This is a genomic window from Bacillus sp. FSL M8-0063, from assembly GCF_038005545.1.
Taxonomy (GTDB): Bacteria; Bacillota; Bacilli; order Bacillales; family Bacillaceae_G; genus Bacillus_A; species Bacillus_A wiedmannii.
This window is the reverse complement of sequence record NZ_JBBOTJ010000001.1, coordinates 3,551,324-3,572,863: the sequence shown is the minus strand read 5'-3', so window position 1 is coordinate 3,572,863 and position 21,540 is coordinate 3,551,324. Positions and strand designations below refer to the sequence as shown.

Annotated in this window: 19 protein-coding genes and 1 riboswitch; of the genes, 11 read left to right on the top strand and 8 right to left on the bottom strand. The window is 34.0% G+C overall.

Going from position 1 to position 21,540, the window contains the following annotated elements:
• Nucleotides 1-43: 43 nt before the first annotated feature.
• The 3 genes from malC to malR all read left to right on the top strand — a co-directional run bounded on the left by malC (nucleotide 44) and on the right by malR (nucleotide 3,494).
• Entirely contained in the window at nucleotides 44-1,345 is a 1,302-nt protein-coding gene (gene malC / locus MKX31_RS18000) for a maltosaccharide ABC transporter permease MalC (RefSeq protein ID WP_001194989.1), read from the top strand.
• Complete coding sequence (gene malD, locus MKX31_RS17995) at nucleotides 1,346-2,188, top strand: maltosaccharide ABC transporter permease MalD (RefSeq protein ID WP_064474923.1); 843 nt, start codon at nucleotides 1,346-1,348, stop codon at nucleotides 2,186-2,188.
• A gap of 283 nt (nucleotides 2,189-2,471) precedes the next feature.
• Complete coding sequence (malR, locus tag MKX31_RS17990; protein WP_064474924.1) at nucleotides 2,472-3,494, top strand: maltose operon transcriptional repressor MalR; 1,023 nt, start codon at nucleotides 2,472-2,474, stop codon at nucleotides 3,492-3,494.
• Nucleotides 3,495-3,507: 13 nt separating this feature from the next.
• Here the strand turns inward: malR and MKX31_RS17985 are convergent, their stop codons facing one another.
• Nucleotides 3,508-4,671: an aminotransferase A gene (locus tag MKX31_RS17985; RefSeq protein WP_000434595.1), complete on the bottom strand. Its 1,164-nt coding sequence runs from the start codon at nucleotides 4,669-4,671 to the stop codon at nucleotides 3,508-3,510.
• A gap of 123 nt (nucleotides 4,672-4,794) precedes the next feature.
• Complete coding sequence (locus tag MKX31_RS17980) at nucleotides 4,795-4,995, bottom strand: hypothetical protein (protein WP_000929285.1); 201 nt, start codon at nucleotides 4,993-4,995, stop codon at nucleotides 4,795-4,797.
• Nucleotides 4,996-5,304: 309 nt separating this feature from the next.
• Between MKX31_RS17980 and kinB the strand changes: the two genes are divergently transcribed.
• A complete protein-coding gene (gene kinB, locus MKX31_RS17975; RefSeq protein ID WP_000420381.1) occupies nucleotides 5,305-6,579 on the top strand; it encodes a sporulation sensor histidine kinase KinB in 1,275 nt (424 codons plus the stop codon).
• A gap of 38 nt (nucleotides 6,580-6,617) precedes the next feature.
• Here kinB and MKX31_RS17970 read toward each other — a convergent pair whose 3' ends face one another.
• Nucleotides 6,618-7,367, bottom strand: a complete 750-nt coding sequence (locus MKX31_RS17970) for a DUF3967 domain-containing protein (protein WP_064474926.1) — start codon at nucleotides 7,365-7,367, stop codon at nucleotides 6,618-6,620.
• Between the two features lie 237 nt (nucleotides 7,368-7,604).
• Between MKX31_RS17970 and nucA the strand changes: the two genes are divergently transcribed.
• Both nucA and comJ read left to right on the top strand, forming a co-directional pair.
• Nucleotides 7,605-8,039, top strand: coding sequence for a DNA-entry nuclease (nucA, locus tag MKX31_RS17965; protein ID WP_064474927.1), 435 nt, complete (start codon nucleotides 7,605-7,607; stop codon nucleotides 8,037-8,039).
• Between the two features lie 36 nt (nucleotides 8,040-8,075).
• On the top strand, nucleotides 8,076-8,465 hold the full coding sequence (comJ, locus tag MKX31_RS17960) for a competence protein ComJ (protein ID WP_098103105.1): 390 nt from the start codon (nucleotides 8,076-8,078) through the stop codon (nucleotides 8,463-8,465).
• 37 nt (nucleotides 8,466-8,502) lie between these two features.
• Here the strand turns inward: comJ and metE are convergent, their stop codons facing one another.
• The 3 genes from metE to MKX31_RS17945 all read right to left on the bottom strand — a co-directional run bounded on the left by metE (nucleotide 8,503) and on the right by MKX31_RS17945 (nucleotide 13,649).
• Nucleotides 8,503-10,791 carry a 5-methyltetrahydropteroyltriglutamate--homocysteine S-methyltransferase gene (gene metE / locus MKX31_RS17955; protein WP_340981381.1) on the bottom strand — a complete coding sequence of 763 codons (2,289 nt, stop codon included), beginning with the start codon at nucleotides 10,789-10,791 and terminating at the stop codon, nucleotides 8,503-8,505.
• A 128-nt stretch (nucleotides 10,792-10,919) separates the two neighbouring features.
• Nucleotides 10,920-11,108, bottom strand: a riboswitch (cobalamin riboswitch).
• Between the two features lie 350 nt (nucleotides 11,109-11,458).
• Nucleotides 11,459-12,016 carry a PadR family transcriptional regulator gene (locus MKX31_RS17950; RefSeq protein ID WP_064474931.1) on the bottom strand — a complete coding sequence of 186 codons (558 nt, stop codon included), beginning with the start codon at nucleotides 12,014-12,016 and terminating at the stop codon, nucleotides 11,459-11,461.
• Nucleotides 12,017-12,107: 91 nt separating this feature from the next.
• Nucleotides 12,108-13,649, bottom strand: a complete 1,542-nt coding sequence (locus MKX31_RS17945) for an MDR family MFS transporter (RefSeq protein ID WP_088047235.1) — start codon at nucleotides 13,647-13,649, stop codon at nucleotides 12,108-12,110.
• Nucleotides 13,650-14,073: 424 nt separating this feature from the next.
• On the opposite strand from MKX31_RS17945, the gene MKX31_RS17940 reads away from it, so the two are divergent.
• Nucleotides 14,074-14,574: a hypothetical protein gene (locus tag MKX31_RS17940; RefSeq protein ID WP_048563239.1), complete on the top strand. Its 501-nt coding sequence runs from the start codon at nucleotides 14,074-14,076 to the stop codon at nucleotides 14,572-14,574.
• 31 nt (nucleotides 14,575-14,605) lie between these two features.
• Here the strand turns inward: MKX31_RS17940 and MKX31_RS17935 are convergent, their stop codons facing one another.
• Nucleotides 14,606-14,839: an SPP1 phage holin family protein gene (locus tag MKX31_RS17935; RefSeq protein WP_076539911.1), complete on the bottom strand. Its 234-nt coding sequence runs from the start codon at nucleotides 14,837-14,839 to the stop codon at nucleotides 14,606-14,608.
• A gap of 163 nt (nucleotides 14,840-15,002) precedes the next feature.
• Here MKX31_RS17935 and MKX31_RS17930 point away from each other — a divergent pair, with 163 nt between their 5' ends.
• Both MKX31_RS17930 and MKX31_RS17925 read left to right on the top strand, forming a co-directional pair.
• Complete coding sequence (locus MKX31_RS17930; RefSeq protein WP_088047236.1) at nucleotides 15,003-15,644, top strand: diguanylate cyclase domain-containing protein; 642 nt, start codon at nucleotides 15,003-15,005, stop codon at nucleotides 15,642-15,644.
• Between the two features lie 653 nt (nucleotides 15,645-16,297).
• The gene (locus MKX31_RS17925; protein WP_088047237.1) at nucleotides 16,298-16,960 is read left to right on the top strand and encodes a YkyA family protein; all 663 of its coding nucleotides are present in this window, start codon (nucleotides 16,298-16,300) and stop codon (nucleotides 16,958-16,960) included.
• Between the two features lie 31 nt (nucleotides 16,961-16,991).
• Here MKX31_RS17925 and MKX31_RS17920 read toward each other — a convergent pair whose 3' ends face one another.
• Nucleotides 16,992-17,450 (bottom strand): YkyB family protein, encoded by a 459-nt coding sequence (locus MKX31_RS17920; RefSeq protein WP_000804864.1) that lies wholly within the window; start codon nucleotides 17,448-17,450, stop codon nucleotides 16,992-16,994.
• 168 nt (nucleotides 17,451-17,618) lie between these two features.
• Here MKX31_RS17920 and ppx point away from each other — a divergent pair, with 168 nt between their 5' ends.
• Together ppx and MKX31_RS17910 are read left to right on the top strand one after the other, a co-directional pair.
• On the top strand, nucleotides 17,619-19,166 hold the full coding sequence (gene ppx / locus MKX31_RS17915) for an exopolyphosphatase (protein WP_240368224.1): 1,548 nt from the start codon (nucleotides 17,619-17,621) through the stop codon (nucleotides 19,164-19,166).
• A 107-nt stretch (nucleotides 19,167-19,273) separates the two neighbouring features.
• On the top strand, nucleotides 19,274-21,382 hold the full coding sequence (locus MKX31_RS17910; protein ID WP_064474937.1) for a polyphosphate kinase: 2,109 nt from the start codon (nucleotides 19,274-19,276) through the stop codon (nucleotides 21,380-21,382).
• Nucleotides 21,383-21,540 lie beyond the last annotated feature (158 nt).

The following is a 21,540-nucleotide window of genomic DNA, read 5'->3' as shown; positions in this document are numbered from 1 at the left end:
ATGAGGGGCACGAATTCTCTCCCAGAAAAAAGGGGGAAGGAACATGCAAACATCTATGGAACCAGCAAACGGTTTAAACGGTTCAAAGCATAGGAAAATGGCAACCATGTTATCTATCATTCCAGGCGTGGGCCAAATGTATAATAAGCAATTTGTAAAAGGTCTTATTTTTCTAGTATTAACAGGTTCATTTATTGTAGCCTTTGCTGATTTATTAAATATGGGATTATGGGGAATTGTAACGCTTGGTACAGAAGTTCCACGTGACCATTCTGTCTTTCTATTAGTAGAAGGAATCTTGGCACTTATCGTCATCGTGTTTGGACTCGGAATATATGCATTTAATTTATATGATGCATACCAAAATGGGAAGAAACGTGATATAGGAACACCGTTAAACTCTGTAAAAGAGCAATACCGTAATTTACTAGATCAAGGTTTTCCATATTTAATGGTTTCACCAGGTTTTCTATTACTTATCTTTGTAGTTGTATTTCCAATCATCTTCGTAATTTTAATTGGATTTACGAACTATGATTTATATCATTCTCCTCCAGCTAAATTAGTAGATTGGGTAGGATTTAAAAACTTTATTGATATCTTTACATTACCGATGTGGAGAGAGACATTTTTAAGTGTATTTTCTTGGACTGTCATTTGGACATTCGTTGCAACGACATTACAAGTTGCGCTTGGTATTTTCTTAGCGATTATCGTAAATCAGCCTGGTATTAAAGGGAAGGCAATTATTCGAACAATCTTCATTTTACCATGGGCAGTTCCAGCATTCGTATCTATTCTTGTTTTCTCTGGTATGTTTAATGAAACATTTGGAGCAATTAACAATCAAGTATTGGCTTTATTCGGAATTGAAAAGATTGCTTGGATGACAGATCCATTTTGGGCGAAGATTGCTTTAATTATGATTCAAACGTGGCTTGGATTCCCATTTGTCTTTGCAATGACGACAGGTATACTGCAATCGATTCCGGGAGAATTATATGAAGCAGCTACAGTAGATGGAGCTACAGCTTGGCAACAGTTTCGTAAAATTACATTGCCACTTGTTCTATATGCAACAGCACCAATATTAATTACGCAATATACGTTTAACTTTAATAACTTTAGTATCATCTATCTATTTAACGGCGGAGGTCCTGCTGTAGCTGGACAAGACGCAGGTGGAACAGATATTTTAATTTCATGGATTTATAAGTTAACGATGACTTCGGCGCAGTACGGGAAAGCAGCAGCTCTTACAATGATATTATCGTTAATCGTTATTACAGTTGCGTTATGGCAATTTAAGAGAACAAAATCATTCCAAGAAGAGGATATGATGTAAATGAATATTAAAAAACAAAAGATGTTACGTCTCTCATTAAGCTATTTCGTTATTTTCGTAATGTGTGCCATCATTTTCTATCCATTATTATGGATTATTGGCTCATCGTTTAATCCAGGTGATAGTTTATCCGGATCAAGTATTATTCCACAAAATGCAACGTTAGATCATTATCGTAAGTTATTAGATTTAGAGAATAGTAATTATTTACTATGGTATAAAAACACGTTAAAAGTAAGTGTTATAACGATGATTTTCTCAGTGTTAGCAATTAGTTTTACTGCTTATGCATTTTCGAGATACCGTTTTGTTGGAAGGAAAAATGGTTTATTAACGTTTTTAATTCTGCAAATGATTCCGAACTTTGCGGCGCTAATCGCTCTATACGTATTAGCACAGTTAACAGGGTTAATCGATACGCACCTTGCATTAATTTTAATTTACGTAGGCGGGGCAATTCCAATGAATACATGGCTTATGAAAGGATATTTTGATACGATTCCGAAAGAATTGGATGAGTCAGCTCGTATGGATGGGGCAGGACATTTCCGTATTTTTTGGCAAATCATTATGCCACTTGCAAAGCCAATCGTAGCGGTTGTGGCATTATTCACTTTCATTGGTCCATTTACAGATTTCATTTTAGCGAGTGTTATTTTGCGCACACCAGAAAATTATACGTTAGCAGTTGGGTTATATGAAATGGTAGCGAAGAAATTTGGTAATGAATTTACAACGTTCGCAGCGGGTTCAGTATTGATTGCAATCCCAATTTCAATTTTATTCCTATCACTACAAAAATACTTTATCTCTGGTTTAACTGCTGGAGGTACGAAAGGATGAAAAATGGGACGTTACGTCCCATTTTTCTTTTCATCTCCCTATAAAAAAATTTATAGGGAGATGAAAAGAGATTTGACATCACATATGCAAAGAAGTGAAATAAATAGTATATTATAGTATAGGAAAAAAGAGCTATATCCCTTACAATACATGGAGAGGGAGAATATGATAGGTATTACAAGATAGAATCAATGAAAGTTTATGACTTCTCCTATTACTTGCAACGGGTGCAAGATTAAAATATATAACAAAATGGCAGAGAAGTGAGAGGAGGGGGATTTTTATGACAGTTACAATTAAAGATGTGGCGAAGAAGGCAAATGTAGCACCATCTACCGTTTCTCGTGTAATTGCTGATAATCCAAGTATAAGTGAAAAAACAAAGCGTCGTGTTCGGAAAGTAATGAGTGAACTAGGGTATCATCCCAATTTAAACGCAAGAAATCTAGCTAACCAAACAACAAAAACACTTGGTCTTGTTATGCCAAGTTCTGCAAGTAAAGCTTTTCAAAATCCGTTTTTCCCAGAAGTTATAAGAGGGATTAGTTCATTTGCACATGTGGAAGGGTATGCGCTTTATATGTCGACAGGTGAAACGGAAGATGAAATTTTTAATGGTGTTGTAAAGATGGTACAGGGGCGCCAAATTGGTGGCATTATTCTTTTATATTCAAGAGAGAATGATCGGATTATTCAATATTTGCATAAACAAAATTTCCCGTTTGTTTTAATTGGGAAACCGTATGATCGAAAAGATGAAATTACATATGTAGATAATGATAATTATACAGCTGCAAGAGAAGTAGCAGAATATTTGATTTCATTAGGTCATAAACAAATCGCGTTCATCGGCGGTGGATCAGATTTACTTGTAACGAGAGATCGTTTGGCTGGTATGAGTGATGCTTTAAAATTAGCGGACATTGTATTACCAAAAGAGTATATTTTACATTTTGATTTTTCGAGGGAAAGTGGTCAACAAGCCGTTGAGGAGTTAATGGGACTACAGCAACCACCGACAGCAATTGTGGCAACGGATGATTTAATTGGACTTGGTGTGTTAAGTGCTCTTTCTAAAAAAGGATTCGTTGTACCAAAGGATGTTTCCATTATAAGCTTTAACAATGCTTTATTATCAGAAATTGCGAGTCCGCCACTTTCGACAGTTGATGTGAATATTTATCAACTAGGATATGAGGCAGCAAAAGCTTTAGTGGATAAAATAGAGAATGCGGAGTCTACTGCAAAGTGTATTATTATTCCTCATAAATTACTAAAGCGCCAAACTTGCGATCATTATGCATAAAAAAGCTAAGAGTTTAACTCTTAGCTTTTTGTTGTAGAAAGGCCTCTAATCGATCACAGCCTTCTTTTAAAGTTTCAATACTATACGCATAGGACAAGCGAAGATAGCCTTCACCATATTCAGAAAATGCAGTTCCAGGAACGACAGCTAGTCCAGCTTCTTTGACAAGGTCAAGTGCAAAATCAAATGATGAAGAAGTTAAATGACCAACATATGGGAATAAGTAAAATGCACCTGTTGGCTTTTCAACTGTTAAGCCCATTTGAATGAGTCGATTATATACGTAATCACGACGTTTTTTGTATTGATGACGCATCATTTTTGGTGCATCTTTAGCAGCTGTTAATGCTTCAATTGCAGCATACTGAGCGATTGAAGTAGCACACGTTACGTTGTATTGATGAACTTTTAGTATATGTCCTGCTAAATAGCTTGGTGCGAACAATAGACCGATACGCCAGCCAGTCATAGAATGAGATTTTGATAAACCGTTAATGACGATAGTCTTTTCACGCATTTCTGGGAAATGAGCGATAGATGTATGCTTTTGTTCATATACAAGTTCGCTATAAATTTCATCAGAAAGGACGAAAATATTTTTATCTTTTAAAACAGTTACAATATCCTGTAATTCTTCTTTTGATAAAGTTACACCAGTTGGATTAGAAGGATACGGCAGTACGACGCATCTTGTTTTTTCTGTAATAGCATTTTCTAGCGCTTCGGCTGTTAAACGGAAGCCAGTTTCACGAACATCGATAAAAATAGGTGTAGCACCGCATAATCGAATAATTGGTTCGTATCCTGGATAAATAGGAGCAGGTAAAATAACTTCTGTTCCTGGCTCTAAAATCGTTCGGAATGCAATATCAATTGCTTCACTGGCACCGATTGTAACGATGGTTTCGTTTTCAGGCGAATACTGTAAATCGTAGTTATCTTTTACAAAGTTACAAGCAGCCTTGCGTAATTCTAGTAAACCGGCGTTATGTGTATAGCTTGTATAATTTTCTGTAATAGCCCGTTTTGCCGCTTCTTTTACGAGAGAAGGCGTAGGGAAATCGGGTTGACCAATTGTTAAAGAGATAAGATTATCATAGTTTTGAATCATGTTAGAGAATTGACGGATTCCAGAAATTTGGATGTCCTTCACTCTAGGGTTAATGAATTGTTCCATTGTATCTCCCTTTCTTCCGTTTGAAAATTAAGTTCATTTTAACATATTTTCTATGATTTCGCTTGCGTATATGTTATGTAGAAAGAGAGCGATAATAGAAAAAAAGCCGCTGTAAGCGACTTTTTAATATCCGTACTCCCAATCTATTTCATCTTCATTCCAAAGTACAGAGGATACTTTGCCAAGGTGAACAACTGATTCATTCACAGCACATGTGCAATTTTCTTCTCCGGTTTTATGCTGTAACTCTTCATATACTGATTTTTCAACATTTTCTAGAACAACCAAATTCTCTTCTTTTAAAACAAGCGTAGTACCCGCCATATTTATCTTCCTCCTACTAAAATAATGATCACTTATTTGTAAACATAGATAGTATGGATTATATGCTGTATTTTGCTATAGTTGTCCGTCTCATGAAGTATTTTTTATTTTCTTTGTAATCCGTATTCATTGTATACTGCCCGACGGAAATTTGGTACAGGGTTTACATTCATTTCGAAAATCTGTAACAATTATTATGTGTTGTTAACAAAGAATTAACAAATATGTTAAGAAAAATCAAAATTTTAAAACAAATAAACCCGTAAAATGATATAATCATATCAAAATACATATAGGGGATGAGAGGCTATGGAGCTGATCCGTGATTTAATGATCCAAATTGCCATCATTATTTTGCCACTATTTTTATATGAAGCGATTCGTTTAAATCGTTATCAAGAAATGCCTCCGAAGCCGAACCGCTACTTTATTATGTTTTTATCCAGCATTACACTCGTTCTCTCCATGACATACTCTATTTGTTTTGGTGACATTTGTGGGTATAACTTTCACCCAATCCCGATTGTTAGTGGTTTTTTATATGGTGGGATTGTTGGTTTAATCCCGGCCGTTATTTTTGTTGCATATGAATGGGCGCTAAAGGGAATGAGCCTTCTTCCAGTCATAGAAGTAATATTTCTATTGATAGTTCCATTATTTTTATCAAAGAAATGGTCTCTATTTTCAAGGGATAAGAAGCTAATTTTAGCATTTATGATTTCATCACTATACGTACTTGTTTCTTTAGTGATTGGCATGATTAACGTTCTGTTAGAAACGGGGTTTACACCACATATTTCACACTTATATAGCGGATATATATTTGCTTCGCTTATTATGGTTATGACTATGGTATTTCAAGTGTACTTAACAGAATATTTAAACGAAAATGCAATATTACGTACAGAGATGCAAAAGTCAGAAAAGCTTAATATTGTAAGTGAGTTGGCAGCAAGTGTTGCACATGAGGTTCGAAATCCACTCACTGTTGTTCGTGGTTTTATTCAATTGTTAGAAAGTACGGAAGATGTGAAAAATAAGGATTATATGCGTCTCGTATTAGCCGAATTGGATCGGGCAGAACAAATTATTTCAGATTATTTGAATTTAGCAAGGCCACAAATTGAGAAAAAAGAACACATTTGCTTATCCGCTCAATTAATAGAAATGACAACTCTTATGTCATCATTTGCAGCGATGCAAGGTGTATATTTGCAAGTTGAGATTTCTGAAAGTCTTTATACGATCGGTGATAAGACGAAACTGAAGCAAGCTATTATGAATGTTGTTAAAAATGGTATTGAAGCAATCCAAGGAAATAAAGGATATTTAAAAGTAACGGCTATGCAAAAAGATGAAACGATAGTAATAAGAGTTAAAGATAGTGGTGTTGGAATGACGAAAGAACAGTTAGTAAGACTGGGACAACCGTATTATTCTTTAAAAGAAAAAGGGACAGGATTAGGACTTATGGTAACATTTAGTATTTTACAAGCGCATAATGGTACGCTGGAATATAAAAGCGAAAGTGGGAAAGGAACTGAAGCGATTATTATATTGCCAGCTGTAAGAAATAAGGAATAAAAGTTACCGATGGAAGGTAACTTTTTATTTTATATTGTTTATTCATTTGTTTTTTCTTGTTTTGCTCGGCTAAATAAACTTTTAAATGATTGCAAGAATCCTTGCTCTTTTGATGCAGCAACCATTCTTTTTGTTTCTTGAATTTCGCGAATTACTTGCATAAGTTGTGCATCCCGATTGCTGTCTTTATTATAAATTTGATTTACGAGTTTATTCATTTTTTCCTCTTGCTTAGATTCGCGTTTATACATATGATTCATTAATAAGTCCATCTTTTCTTTTTGCAGGGCATCTGTTTGAGCGGCATGATCCACTAACTCTTGTAGCATTTTTTCTTGAGAGCCTTCTTTTACATAAACTTGTTGCATCAATTCATCTAGCTTTTCATCTTTTAAACGATTTTGGGTAATAAGGGTAGAATTTTGATGAATAATTGCTTCATTTAATTGAGCGAGCATTTCAAGTTTTAACATGAACTCCTCAAAGTTACGCCCATCTTCTTTTTCTTTCGTTTGTATTTCTTGCTTATCTTGTATAGCGGGTACAGGCGGGTCCTCTTTTTCTTTTAAAATAATAGGTATCGTTTCTGAAATGTCTTCTTGCAATGTAGCAGCTCTTTCATGTATAGATTTCAATAGTTTTAAATCATCCAGTTTATAAATGCGAGCATCAGCTGTTTTGGAAATGATATAACCATGATCCTCTAACAGTTGACTATATTTGCGAACTATATGTTTTGGGATGCCTGTTTTATTCGTGACATCTTTCGTTTTATAGGTAGCTTCCATAATATTTCCTCCCCAAAAAGTATCGTATATATCATTTCAATCTTTTATGAGGACTTCCTTTGAAAAAGAATGTCGGAAGGTTATTAGTTTTCTACAGCATTAGTGAAAAGATGAAGGAAAATGAGAGTTTTTTGGCGGAATGGCGAAGAAGAGCTAAAATAATGTCTGAAAACATATACAGGAGAAGTTTGTTATAATAACGGAGGCAAAGAAACTGGTAGAATCATGGAGGTATACATGAAGCAATTAAAAGGTATTATCATTTCAATTATTGCAATTCTTTCTATTGTAGTAGCGGTGTATGAAGTACTTGTTCCAGAGGAAACAAGTATCAAAAAAACGAATACGTATGATCAAGTTCTAGAATTTCCGAAAGAGCGATATCCAGAGACAGGGAAACATATTACGGATGCTATAAAAGAAGGACATTCAGAAGTTTGTACAATCGATCGTAGTGGTGCTGCGGATAGAAGGAAATTATCGTTAGCTCCATATCCATCAAAAAAAGGGTATGATCGTGATGAATGGCCAATGGCGATGTGTAAAGAAGGTGGAAAAGGAGCACATATTGAATATATAAGTCCAGCAGATAACCGCGGAGCAGGGTCTTGGGTAGGAAATAAGTTGGACAAATACCCAGATGGTACGCGTGTGAAATTTGACGTAAAGTAGTAGTTGCATATTTCATAATGAAGGAGAATGGGAACGATGGAGTTAACAATTTCTTATTCGCAATTAATGTTGATGAACTATGACGGTGATCAGCCTTACGTTGACTGGACGGATGAAGATTTTGAAAGAGGTTATGCGAAGGCGGATGGAACTGTTATTTTTGAAGCACTCTCTGATTATACTTGTGAAGTGAAAGTGACTTGCGGGAAGCATATTGAGAAAGAAGAAGCGATTAGAACGGTTACAGTTCCTTTTACAGTTGAAAATGGATGTATCGTTGTAACAAGTATTCTTTCAAATAAATTTCAAATTCCTATTGCGAATGGTGAGTATACAGTTGTATTACAGGCAACTCCTCTTGAAGAACCAACGGATGATGAATTATATAAAATACAATACGAATTCTTTTTTGAAAGTAAAGAATAAAAAATGGGTTATCCTCAATAAGGATAACCCATTTTCGTTATGCGTTTGTTTTTAGCAGGGAGCGAGCATCTTTTGCTGCTTGCACCATGTGCTCTAAAGCTGGAATAACTTCTTCTGTTCTTCTCGTTTTTAAACCACAATCAGGATTAATCCAGAAATATTTAGGATCGCATACTTCTAAAGATTGTTCTACGATTTTATACATTTCATCTTTACTCGGTACACGTGGGCTATGAATATCATATACACCTAGACCGATGCCTTTTTCATATGTTGTATGTTTTAATGTATCAATAAATTCACCGTGACTTCTTGATGTTTCGATAGAAATCACATCTGCATCTAATGCGCGAATCGCATCAACAATATCTTCGAAGTTACTGTAACACATATGAGTATGAATTTGTGTTTCATTTGCTACAGAAGAAGTTGCTAAAAGGAAGGATTGAACTGCCCATGTAATATAAGTGTCCCAATCTTTTTCTTTTAGTGGCATTCCTTCACGAAGTGCTGGCTCATCGACTTGGATTACTCGAATTCCGGAAGATTCAAGTAGTTCAATTTCGTGACGAAGAGCTAATGCAATTTGATACGAAACTTCTTTTCTTGGAATGTCATTTCGAACGAAGGACCAATTTAAAATTGTAACAGGTCCAGTTAACATTCCTTTTACAACTTTCTCTGTTAAGCTTTGTGCATAAACAGTTTCCTTAATAGTCATTCCGTTAATAAAGGCTACATCACCATAAATAACAGGTGGTTTTACGCAGCGAGAACCGTATGATTGTACCCAACCGTTTTTAGTGAATGAGAAACCAGCAAGACGCTCACCGAAATATTCGACCATGTCAGTTCTTTCAAACTCACCATGTACAAGGACATCAAGACCAATTTCTTCTTGGTAACGAATCCATTTTTCTGTCTCTTTTTCAATAAATTTTTCATATTGTTCATTTGAAATAACACCGTTACGCCATTCTTTTCGCGTTTGACGAACTTCAGTTGTTTGCGGGAAGCTACCGATAGTTGTTGTTGGTAACAATGGTAACTCTAGGGCAATTTGTTGTAATTCGTATCGCTTTTCAAATGGAAGAGGACGTGAGAAATCTTCTTCTTTTAGTGCTGTTCGTGCTGCTTTGACATCTTCACGGTTACGTACAGCAGATGAACGAATTGTATGATGTACATTTCGATATGTTTCCAGCTCATTACTAATACTTTCTGTACCTTGAGTGAGAGCAGAGTGAATGAGAACTAACTCTTCTAATTTTTGATTTGCAAATGCTAACGCATCGAATAGTTCAGTCGATAAGTGAATTTCTTCTGTTTTATCGATTGGTGTATGCAATAAGCTACAAGAAGGCTGAACGATGAAGTCTTTCGTTTGGACTTGTTTTTGTAACGTTGTAAATAACGTAAGAACTTCATCAAGGTCAGCTCTCCAAATGTTACGGCCATCTATACAACCGACAGCTAAAGTTTTATCAGCTGGGAATCCATATTTTGAAATAGCATGTAGATTACCTTCTTTACCATGAACGAAATCTAATCCAATACCGGATACAGGGAATGTAATAATTTCTTCATAGTTTTCTTCTACACTATCAAAATATGTTTGTAAAAGAAGGTTCGCATTTGGAACTTCTTTACGAATAGCTTCATAAATTTCTTTTGCTTGTTGAACTTCTTCTTTTGTTAAAGAAGCGAAAATCGGTTCATCAACTTGAATGACTTGTGCACCAGCTGCATGTAGTTCTGAAAGCAGTTGTACGTATGGTGCAACTAATTGTTTTAAAATCGTAGCGAATTGTTCTTGTGTATAACCTTTAGCTAATTTTAAGAAAGTATATGGTCCTAAAATAACAGGTTTTCCATCTACTCCTAATTCTTGTTTTGCCTCTTCGTATAAGCGAAGTGGACGATTATCTTTTAAAGAGATTTGTAATCCCTCTTCATATTCAGGAACGATATAATGATAGTTTGTGTTAAACCATTTTGTCATTTCAGAAGCTACGTGATCTTTAGAGCCACGCGCCATTGCGAAATATACATCAAGGTAAGATGTAAACTCAGAAAAACGTGATGGGATAAATCCTAGCATATAAGCAGTATCCAAAACGTGATCATAATATGTAAAGTCGCCAATTGGAATGAGTTCAATCCCTTTTTCTTGCTGTACTTTAACGTGTTGAAGGCGAATTTCTTTCATCGTTGTTAAAAATTGTTCTTCATCGATTTTATTGGACCAAAAAGCTTCCAATGTTTTTTTCCACTCTCTTTGTAGTCCGATACGTGGATAACCTAAGTTACTTGTTTGAATTGCCATTTTAAATTCCTCCCTAATTGAAAGTAAGCATTTCCGTTTACTAGGAAATACCTATAACAAAAAGCATAAAGGCATAGAAAATAAGCCTTCCTTTTTGTTTTAACACCTCATCATCATCCGTGAATCTATCAGTGTTGCTAAAACAGGCAGGTCTCCTGACTTATGCTTCATATAATTTCTTTCACCTTCCCGTTTTCACAGTGGCACTAAACAAGAAATCTCAGCATTTACAGTGGCGGGACCGTGTTGGAGTTTCACCAAGCTTCCCTTTTAAACACGAAACGAAATTTTCGTGTACCTATTTTCCTTTTGAAAGGAAGTTAACAAGCGATATGATATTGAAACAAATTCTAACACAATTTTTGGAATTTTGTCTACTGTTTTAAAATAAGAAAATTCTAAAGGTTTTTATTTTTATTATTCTGATTGTTCTAACTTTTATAAGAGTGAAGAGAGGTAGCGGTAATTGAAATAAAGTGCGATTAAACTTATAAAGAAGTGTGTATCTGTACAGAGATAAGATGCCAGTTATGTTATTTAACAATCGGTTCATGTTATATCAAAACCTAAACAAGTATCCCCCGTCCTAAATTAGAACGGGGGATACTTGTTTAGGTTTTAACATTAAATAACTTTATTGTCTTTTTACAGTTTCTTCTTTATAAGTTTACCTTTCATCTATATCAATTTCTGACAGTCGCCCTGCAACTGCATCTGTAAGGAGGGTGTTTAACCATTGTAATTCAACTGTAATATGTTCAATAACGCTTTGTAAAATATATAGTTGTGCACGTGGAATGTGTCCTTTGCTACAATCATAAATAGTTTGCATTTTATGTAAATATTGAACGGTATCATTTTTCTTTTTTTCTAAAATAGGAATTAACTCTTGATCATCACCAAAATGAGCGAAAGAGAGTGCTGAATAAATTGGTTTATAGATTTGATTTTTTGCCTCGAATTGTTTTAATAGTAACGTGTGAAATAACCGTTTACCTTCTTCTGTTATATGAAAGATTGTTTTATCGGGTCTATTCGTATCTCGAACAATCGTGGTAATACGAATTGCACCCTGCTTTTCTAATTGCTCGAAGGCGTAGTAAAGTGATCCTTTTGCATATTTAATATAACAATCCATTTGTCGTTCTTTCATGATGTGCTGCACTTCATATGGATGTTTATCTCCTTCGAGTAGCAAGCCGAGAATGACTAATTTCATGCTCATGCTGTCTCAACTCCTATAAATAAAAACTTTATACATATTATAAACGGCATATCCGTTTTCATAAAGGGATATGCCGTTTCTTTTCTCTATATTAACTTACTTGCTTTTGTTTTTGTTTCGTTTTTGGACCTGTAAAGAGGCGTTCATTGCCCATAAGTAAAATACAAATAATACTTAGTACAGCCGGAATAAGTGCCCAGAAGAATGTGCTGGCAATAGAGGTAGCGAGAGCATCTTTAATACCAGTTAATATTTCAGCTGGAATCTTCTCGGTAGCACCTTGTGTTAATAAGAAACTTGTGTCTCCGCCTTTTGGAGCTAATTTAGCTAGTTCAGGAGGGAACACAGTGTTTAATTTAGTAGTAAAAATATGGTTTTGAATTGTACCGAAAATCGTTACACCAAGAGTCATACCGAGTGAACGGAAGAATGAGTTTGTTGATGTAGCAGAACCACGGTCTCGCATTTCTAACTTGTGGATAGAAGACATACTTAAAACTGAGAACGAGAAACCAACTCCAAGTCCAGTGAGAACCATAAATAGCGTTACAAGTAGACGAGGTGTATCCATTGTTAAAGTGCTTAGTAAATAAATACCAATTACGAAGAAAACGCCAGATACCATCATGATGTTACGATAGCTTGTTCGAGAAGCTAACTGTCCACCTGTTTGACTTCCAATTACAGAGCCAACCATCATAGGTGTTAAAATTAATCCAGCATTTGAGGCTGAACCGCCGAGAACACCTTGAACGAAGATTGGGATATAAACTGTACAGATAATAAAAGCGGCACCATAGAAAAAGGCAACTCCTTGGCTAGCTGCGAATAAAGGTTTTTTAAATAGATGGAAAGAAATGATAGGTTCAGTTGCTTTTCGTTCTACGAAGAAGAAAATAATAAGCATAATAACAACTGTTGTAAATAAACCGATAATTACAGTGGAATTCCATGCGTATTCTTTACCACCAAGTTCTAAGGCGAACATTAAGCAAACGATACTAATAACAAGTGTAATAGCGCCGGCCCAATCAATTTTTTGTTTTCTAAATTCTAGAGATTCACTGTAGTATTTAGTAATGAAGAAGAAAGAGATAAGTCCTAATGGAATATTAATATAGAAGACCCAATGCCAACTTATATAGTCTGTAATATAAGCACCTAATAAAGGGCCGAATACACTAGATGTCCCGAAAACCGCACCGAATAGCCCTGTCATTTTTCCACGCTTTTCTGGTGGGAATATATCGTACATAATCGTGAAGGCGATAGGCATAAGAGCACCGCCGCCGATCCCTTGAATTGCTCTATAAATACTTAGTTGCTCAATACTAGATGCTGTCCCGCAAAGTGCAGAACCGAATAAGAAAAGAATGAGACCACCAATATAAAAGCGTTTCCGTCCGTACATATCAGAAAGTTTTCCGAAGATAGGCATCCCTGCCATTGTTGCTACCATATATGCAGACGTGACCCAAACGAACTTGTCAAATCCTCCTAGGTCTCCAACAATCGTTGCCATTGCTGTTGCAACGATTGTATTATCCATTGCCGCCATTAAAATACCAAGTAATAAACCTGCAACAACAAATTTTGTATTGTTGGAGTCTTTTTTTGATAATTGAGATTCCAAATATAACCCTCCTTTAATAATAAGTAAACTATATGAAGTTTTGAGTGCAGCACATAAAAATTTAAAGTATAGTTCTTTCAAATTAATTTAAACAAGTGCACTGACAAAGCCATAAAGAATATTATAGTCAAATTTGACTAAAAGGCAAACTTTTTCTTCCGTCAAAATATTCTGTTGTATGGACAGCAAAAGAGTGAGTAATACTTAATATTGGTATAAAGTCAATGAAGGAAATTGTAAAAAAATATTTCAGTAAGAATACTGCCTGTTAACAGAGGAAAAATGGTTTTTTCTTTATATTGTCGAATAGGATACAAGGAAGAGCAATAACTATATATCGTTTGTAACAAGCTTTATTAATATGGTGTAGAGAGGTAGAATAAGGTCGTATGGATGATGCATCTGAAATGGGGTGAATATTATTGTGAAAATATGGAAACGAAATTCGGATCAAGGAAGGCATTCAATACCGCTACAACCAGTATTATGGATTGATGGCTCAAAAAAGGAAAGCGAATGTCCTAATATAGCAGTTACATTACAAATCCGTAGTATGTATAAAGAAAAATTTTCATATGAACTGACCTATGATGTAAACGACATACTTATTATTCGAATTGAAGTAGAAAATAAAGGAATGGAAATGATTTCACGAGTTGTAGTAAGTCATATGATTCGAGATTATTTTGCATATATCCCAAATTCATTAAAGGCTGATAAGGGGATGAGTGAGTTTTTGTTCCAGCTTGTAAGGTGGCGAATCGAAAATTTATTACCGAATGAGAAAGTAGAACTAATTTGTAAAATAAAAGCAAATAAAGATAAAGCAATTAAAAACGCATTATTTCAGGCTACATATACATTTCAATATAAAGGAGTATCATATGGTCCGCTGCAAACAAATGAAGTTGTTGTGCGGCAATGATAAAAAGGAACCTGTAAGAAAGGTTCCTTTTTTAATGAAGATTGTGTTTTTTGAGTACTTTTTTTTGCTCGATTCCTTTTTTTCCTACATAATTATTTTTATAACCAAAATATAAAATGAAAAGAAAGGAAGCAACATTTACAATAGCGTCAATTTGATCGTTTGTAATAAAGTTCACTCCGAAAGAATTACATAATAATTTTAACGATAACAGAAAGCCTGCTAGTAAACGTATAATATCTGATAGATTTTCTTTTTGTAGCATACAGATCACCTCTTTCTAAAACGATATATAGTATATATATGAAATAGAATAAAAATGGTATACAAGCTTAAGCGAAAATGTACACTCAATGTGTACATTTTTTATTTTGTAGAAAAACATAATTGTTATAGAAACATATATTGGTATAGAAGGGAGGAGAAGTATGAAACATAAAGGGAAAATTAGTGGGTTATTACTTGGGAATACAGTGGCAGTTACAGAATGGATTGCGCTTCAGGATGTAATTACAAAACTGGATTCGCGATCATTTTATACCGTCTTTATTATTTATATATTGCAAATGATACTCAGCTATTATTTTGGACATTGGTATGATAAAAGAGCGAGTGGACGTATGGATACGGAAGTAGGAGGAATGGCAAGTAATGATTTTGTAGTTGATTTTTTTGAGAAAGTAACTGCTCTGTCAGAACGGGATTCTCATAATATTACAGTGTACATTCTTTCTATGAAAGAATGGAAAGGACTAAAAGAAACAGTGCAAGAAAAAAATTTGGAGGTGTTAGTACAAAAATTGGAGAGTACAATTGTAAAGACAATTCGTAAAGGGGATGTTGTTACTAGGTGGGACGAAAATAAGTATGTTATTGTGGCAGTTGATAACGGACATGAAAAGTCGACGATAACAAACCGATTAATGAAAAATATTGAAAGTGAAATAGAAAATGGTTTGTTAAGTATGACGCTTTTATTTGGAGCTGCTAGTTATCCAATAGAAGGAAAAACTTTTGAAGAATTGTTAAGAAAGGCACAAAATCAATTGTACCAGCATAGGGATTTGTAAGAAAATGAGTGAAACTTTGATTTGAAGAAATATGATATGAAGAAGTTTTGAATGTAACATTTTTTTGACTTTTATTACAAAAAGAACTTTTATTGTAATAAAAGTCTTTAAAAATATATGGAATAAGCATATAATTATGATGGATGTGTCAATGCATTTTGCACAATGTGTTTCATTTTAAAAGTGTAGAGGGAAGCATGCTCTACACTTTTCCTTTTTAGGGAATGACAAGAATAATTGTAAGTTGTTGCAAGATAGCATTTATACTGTGTAAAATGAACAAATAGATTATTTGATAGAAAGCCGGAAAGGGAATGATAGAATGATAGACGTGAGAGAACAACGATCATCTTTTATCAGGTGAATTATTATTACTGTTGTTCTTCAAATTATTATGGCTGTGATGAATTCCGTTGTACTTTTATGTAATACATAGTATGAACAGACTTTAAAAAGTGCTAAGTAAAAGATGGATATGAAACTGCTAATTGGTTCAAAAAAGTAAAATGTAATTTTAAGTAATACAATTTGTACAAGCATTATAAACAATATCAATGATTTTCGTAGAAAAGGTGCGAGTATGGAGTTTATAGAAGGATATATAATTTTCATAGCTTTTTACACGATGATCGTATATAAGTAGGAGGAAGAAGATGTTGAAATATAGTAAATTAGCAATTGTAACTGCATTATCAATGACTTTATTAGCCGGTTGTTTCGGACCGAAACCAGAAGAGGAATTATATGTTGCATTTGAAAATGCTGCAAAGCAAGAAAAAACAATGTTTGAAGATGCAAAGAAACTTGAAACTTTAGAAAAAGAGGGACAAGAATTATATAACCAGATTGTTCGAGAAGGAAAAGATAATAATCAAACTGTTAAGGAAAAATTGAACCAAGCAGTGAAAAATACAGATGAACGAGACAAAGTGCTTAAAAAAGAAAAAGAATCTTTAAGTAAGGCACAAGAAGAAGTAAAATCAGTAGATAAATATGTGAAGAAAATTGAAGATAAGAAATTGAAAGATCAAGCGGATAAAGTGAAAAGCATATATGAGAAACGACAAGATTCATTTAACAAGATGTATGATAGCTATAATAAATCGTTAAAACAAGAAAAAGAATTATATACAATGTTACAAGATAAAGGTACAAAATTAAAAGATATTAGTGAAAAAGTAAAAGTAGTAAATCAATCTTATAAGGATATTGAATCAGAAAAAGACAAGTTTAATGAATTTACAAAATCTTATAATACAGAAAAAATAGCTTTTTATAAACAAGCAAATATTAAAATTAAAGAAGAGAAAAAATAAAACAGTTTGGCCTACAATTGGCCAAACTGTTTTATTTTTTTGTATAAGTACGACTATACCATGGGACAGGTTCACTTAATTTTTTTTCTTGTTTCAGTGCTTCAGGACCAATATAATCTTGAAGTGTTTTTTTTGCTACTGTTAAAGATAAGGTTGTTTTCGGATTTCGATAGGAGGATTCAAGATGACCAAGATGTGGTAGGATTCGAAAATCTTCTTTGGTAGGAGGAATATGGAAAAAATAATCACCTAAACGTATAAGAACATCAGATTGTTGTTGGCTAAAACGTGGATTTCTAGAAAAATGTAATCCTTCTTTAATAGCTTTTTTTTCAGCAATTAAGCGTTCTAAAGCCGTCTTTTTTAACCAGTATAAATACTTCGGATTAGTTGCAGCTTTAGCATGACGATTCACAACGAAAATAGATTGAGCTAGTCGATTAATAGAATGTTGGTTTTGTAATTGAGATTGTGGTTGTGAAGGTTTCATATTGAATCTCCTTTCAATTTTTCATTATTATAACATAAATAAAAGAGGTTTTTATTATATGCAAAAAGTGATTGTATATATTTTCAATATTAAAGCAATATTGTTACAAAAAACAACTATTTTGTATAATAGTAATAGAATGTGTTTTAGAAATTTGATAATGAAAGAGTGAGAAGTTTGAAAGAAATATTAAAACAGCAATATGCCATTATAGATATTGGATCTAATACAATGCGTTTAGTTATTTATGAAAAGCAAAACGGAGGTTTTTATAAGGAGATTGAAAATACGAAAGTGGTTGCTCGGTTAAGGAATTACTTAATTGATGGTGTGTTGATGGAAGAAGGAATAGAGGTATTGTTACAAACGTTATTTCAATTTCAAGAAAGTACACGATTCCACCAGTTGCATCATGTACTTTGTGTTGCAACAGCAACAATTAGACAGGCTGAGAATCAAGAGGCAATTAAAAAACTGGTTGAGGGACAAACAGACTTTACTCTTAGAGTCTTATCAGAATATGAGGAAGCACGTTACGGCTATTTAGCAGTTATGAATTCAACTTCGTTCTCTGAAGGAATTACAGTAGATATTGGTGGAGGAAGTACAGAAGTTACATACTTTCGAAATAGAGAGATTCTAGAGTACCATAGCTTTCCTTTTGGAGCACTTTCTTTAAAACAACAATTTATTAAAGAGGATATACCTACTGAAGACGAGTTGGAAAAAATTCAAACGTACTTAGAATATCAATTTCGAACATTACCATGGTTAATTGATAAGAAATTGCCTCTTATTGCAATTGGTGGTAGTGCGAGGAACTTAGTGAAAATCCATCAAAATTTAATTTGTTATCCTATAGCAGGGGTACATTTATATAAAATGAAAGAAGAAGATATTAAAAATGTGAAAGAAGAATTGGAAGCATTGTCGTTCATAGAAATTCAAAAATTGGAAGGATTGGCAAAAGATCGAGCAGATACAATTATTCCAGCAGTCAAAGTTTTTCATACGCTTGTTAATGTTATAGAGGCACCAGCATTTGTGTTAAGCAGAAAAGGGTTACGAGAAGGTGTTTTCTATGAAGAGTTGACAAAAGATTTGGGGATTTCATATTATCCGAACGTAGTCGAAGAAAGTTTACATTTATTATCACATGAATATGAAATGGATATGGAATTTGTAATTCAGCTTATTAAACATGGAAGATTGATTTGTAAACAGCTTGAAGAAACAGGGCTAATTTCTATGTCAGTAAAAGACTGGGAAGTATTTCATCAAGCAGCGAAAGTATTTAATATAGGTAAATATATAGACGAAGAAGCGAGTCGCTTACATACGTTTTATTTATTAGCGAATAAAACAATTGATGGTATGATGCATAAAGAGCGAGTTAGATTAGCGCTTATTGCGTCTTATAAATCAAAAATGTTATTCAAACAACACTTGTCCCCATTTGAAGGATGGTTTGATAAAAATGAACAAAAAAAAATCCGCCTATTAGGGGCTGTTTTACAATTTTCAGCAGCTCTAAATATAAGACAAAGATCGCTTGTTGAATCGATATCTATAATAGAAAGTAAAGAAGGATTAACATTTAAAATTGTATGTGAGCAATCGGCATTAGCGGAAAAAGTACAAGCTGAAAAACAAAAAAAGCAGCTGGAAAGAGTGTTGAAAAAGACTATTAATTTATCCTTCGAATCAAAATGTTAAGTTGTACGGATGTCTTTACAAAAAATTAACACCTTGGAATATTGTAATTTGCTAAAATAAAAGTAACTAAATTATAGTAAAAAAGTTTCAGGGGAAGTGTGAAGAGGATGGAAATGTTGATGGGGAATATAGTAAATTTAAATGATACAGCTTATTACAACAATCGAGAATTAAGTTGGTTAGCATTTAATGAACGTGTACTACAAGAAGCACAGGATGAAACGAATCCGCTCTTGGAAAGATTAAAGTTTATTAGCATTTTCAGTTCCAATTTAGATGAATTCTTTATGGTACGCGTAGCAGGATTGAAGGATCAAGTGAGTGCTGGGTTTAACCAACCAGAAAATAAGGCTGGCTTAACACCAAAAAAGCAATTAAATAAAATTGCGATAAAGGCCCATGAATTAATGACTGTACAATATGATACGTTTAAAAATTATGTGTTGCCAGCGCTGGAGTTAGAGGGAATTGAACGTTTAACATTCCACGATTTGACGAAAGAACAGAGGGAATTTATAGAAGAGTATTTTGATGAGCAAATTTTTCCAGTCTTAACACCTGTAGCTATTGATGCATATCGTCCATTTCCGATGTTATTAAATAAAAGTTTGAATTTAGCTACTCTTTTATATGATGAGAAACAAGTGGAGGAAGAAAACCGTACGAAGTTAGGGATTGTACAAGTTCCTTCATTACTCGAACGCTTCATATTTTTACCGAGTGAAGGGCAAAAGCATAAATTTATTTTATTAGAAGATGTAATTAGTGGTTTTACCCATAAATTATTTACAGGATATAATGTATCATCAGTTACTCGTTTTCGTATTACACGCAATGCGGATTTAACAATTCATGAAGAAGGTGCAAGGGATTTATTAAAGGTAATTGAAAAAGAATTAAAAAAGCGTAAGTGGGGAGCTGCTGTACGTTTAGAAGTTGGCAAAGAGCATATTGATGAAAGAGTATTAGCATTATTATATGAGGTGTTGGAAGTAAAAGATGAAGATGTGTATATAATGGATGGACCGTTAGATTTAACATGTCTATTTTCTTTATATAAAAAACTAGCTCCTGTATATGAACATCTTGTATATCCGGCTCTTATTCCGCAACGGCCTCAAGACTTAGGGGATGCGGAAGATGTATTTGAAAAAGCGATTGAGCATGATATTTTATTACATCATCCTTTTGAATCATTTCAGCCAGTAGTTGATTTTGTCCGTGATGCGGCAGACGATCCGAATGTACTTGCAATCAAACAAACATTATATCGAGTAAGTGGGGATTCGCCGATTATTCAGGCGCTAAAGGTAGCAGCTGAAAAAGGGAAGCAAGTTACGGTATTAGTTGAATTAAAGGCAAGATTTGATGAAGAAAATAATGTGAATTGGGCTAAAGAATTGGAACAGGCGGGCTGTCATGTTATTTACGGTGTAAGCCACTTGAAAACACATAGTAAAATTACGCTAGTTGTAAGAAGAAAAAACGGAAAAATTGAAAGGTTCGTACATCTTGGGACTGGAAATTATAATGACGCGACTGCAAAGTTATATACTGATTTTGGGTATATTACATCACGAAAAGACTTTGGGGTCGATGCAACAAATTTCTTTAATTATTTGAGCGGTTATACAACAAAGCCGCATTTTCATCATTTATCGGTTGCACCATTTGATATAAGAGAGCAATTTATGGATTTAATAGATGAAGAAATCCGTTATCATAGGCAATATGGAAATGGGTATATTATCGCTAAGATGAATTCATTAACAGATAAACCATTAATAAAAAAAATGTATGAAGCATCACAAGCTGGAGTAAAGGTAGAGCTCATCGTTCGAGGAACATGTTGTTTAAGGCCTGGTATTCCAAATGTAAGTGAGAATATTCGGGTAGTTAGTGTTGTTGGGAGATATTTAGAACATAGCCGAATTTATTATTTCCATCATAATGGAGAGGAAAAGACATATTTATCTTCAGCTGATTGGATGACGCGAAATATGGAAAAGCGAGTAGAAATATCTTTCCCAATATTAGATATTGAAATGAAGGCGAGAATTAAGGCGATTTTACAGCTTATATTAGCTGATAATGTGAAAACGCGCGAACAAAATAAAACCGGTGATTATTATTATGTTATTAATAGTAGTACAGAAGAAATTGATAGCCAAGTGAAGTTGTTTAAGATGGCGTATCAAAACACGGATGCTGAATAATGAGAACAAAGTAAAAAAACCTCTTAAAAAAGAGGTTTTTTTACTTTGTTCTCTACTTATTATATGTTCTCTAAATAAATGGATGCGTAGAGAGAATAGTTTTTATTGTAAGCATGTTAATAGATCATGGATCGGTCAAGAGAGGGAATAACATTGGT